At 49.0% G+C, this 2,107-nt stretch carries 1 protein-coding gene; it reads left to right on the forward strand.

Annotation, left to right across the window (positions count from 1 at the left end):
* Nucleotides 1-199: 199 nt before the first annotated feature.
* Nucleotides 200-2,107, forward strand: a 1,908-nt coding sequence (locus ACOCD2_RS17475; protein ID WP_419625837.1) for an Ig-like domain-containing protein, incomplete at its 3' end; no start/stop codon positions are given.

A 2,107-nucleotide genomic window follows, 5' to 3' on the forward strand; every position in this document is an offset into this window, starting at 1 on the left:
TTGTGGCCAAGTTATCCACAGCAAGTGTGAATACCGCCCATATAAAGAGAACAGTTTTTGACGTTTACAGATTGTGATGTCTGGCAGCACCCTCGAATAAAATGGATGCAAATCTGAATAAATGTGCCTGAAGGGTCGTTTTCTTGAGGCGCGATGCCTCTTCGCATCCACAGGAGGGCAGGTCGTTGGGAGTAAATTGATGGACAATCAAAGTCGGTATACAAGAAGAACGCTCAAGCTGCTGGTTATTGGTTTCCTGTTGCAATGGGCGCTGGTGGGGACATCAGGTGCGTATGTACTGAACAGGACTTATTACAGCGTCACCAACGCGAATGCCTGTAGTCTGGATTGGGCGTATTCGATAAAGGTTGTATCAGGATCTTCCCTGTCCTGGGGATACATATCATCATCTACCAGAACGACTGGAGCCTGTTGGAGTTATTCCCAGGGCCTTGTAGGACCAGCCCCCTCATCAGTGTCGTTCCACGTCCAATCATGCGGCAATAGCAACCAGACCAATTGCGGTGATGCCAACGGGTATATGGACTGGTATGTTACGGTTTATATCAACCAAAACCATACACCATCAATAACTGTTACCCCTGCAACACAAACAGTCAACGAGGGCGTGACAGCAACCACTCAAATAAGTACGAGTGATGCAGATAATGACCGTGTTTCCTTGACATATACTCATCATCATTTCGCCACAATATCCTATCCAACTTCAGGTGGCGGTCAATATAAAGTCAGAGGCCGGGTAAACCGAGGTACATATAGTGACATCTTCAATGTTCGTGCATGCGACAGTCAATCATGTTCGTCGACGTCAACTGGCCGTATACAGATCAATAACGTGAATCAGCCGCCTAGCGCGCAAAACATCACGATTACCACCACCGAAGATACCTGGTCTCCGCTGGGAGACACGCATGCAACGGATCCCGATGGAGATCCCATTACTGTACAGGTGACGTCAAAGCCATCCGGTTGGCAGACGCAGATTAGCGGCACCAAAATCAAGTTCCTCCCGGCCACTAATTATTCTGGAACTGAAACCCTGAAATACAAGGTTTGCGATAACCATAATGCCTGCTCGGGAAATTATAGCCTGACGGCAACGGTAATTGCGGATAATGACCCGCCTACCGCCCAAAATATCACCAATACCAGTGATGAAGACACCTGGTCATCCTACGTGGATACTCATGCTGCTGACGCCGATGGCGATCCGATTACTATTCAGATTGTATCGAGTCCTACGGCAAGCTGGAGCACACAGACAAACGGTACGTCAATACGGTACCTGCCGCCGCCTGACTACAATGGTACGGCAGCCCTGACATTCAAGGCTTGCGATAATCACAATGCGTGCTCTGCTGAATATCAGTTCGACGTAACTGTAAATCCCGTCAATGACCCACCGAAAAACAGAAGTGGGTATTCTACCTATGCGGACGCCGGAATATGGTCGAATTGGCTTCATATTACCCCCGATGACCCGGATGGCAGTGCGCCTTACAGTCTTGTTCTCCATCAAGGGCCGTCTCATGGACAGGTGGAACTCGACTCCTTGCCTGCATCTAATCCATCGATCCCATCCCCTTATGTTCGCGTCAGATATAAAGGTGACGCTGCAAGCAGTGGCGGGGATTCATTTTTCCTCAAAATATGTGATGCAGCGGGCGCCTGCTCACCGGCATTCATGGTGTATATGGATGTCAACGGTGTTCCCTCTGGACAGGATGTTAGTATTACGGTGCCGGAAAACCAATGGTCATCAAACACTGGGGTCGGAGCAAATGACCCAGATGGCGATGACATGTATATTCAATTCGTAGCGTCTCCATCTCATGGTTCGGTTTCTGCGACCGCGACATCGAGATGGAATGCAGCGCAGGTACCAACAATAAAATATAAAGGTAACCCCAATTATTTCGGCGGAGATACGTTTACCTACAAAGTGTGTGACCAAGGGGGTCTTTGCAGTGTGGAATATACGGCGACCGTTACGGTTACGGAGGTCAACGATCCGCCTGCAGCACAAGACCTTAATGTTGTGGTAACAGAGGACTCGACTGGTGATGAATGGGATATTGGTGCCAGT

Origin of the sequence: Thiolapillus sp., assembly GCF_048562965.1 — a bacterium.
Taxonomy (GTDB): Bacteria; Pseudomonadota; Gammaproteobacteria; order Chromatiales; family Chromatiaceae; genus Thiolapillus; species Thiolapillus brandeum_A.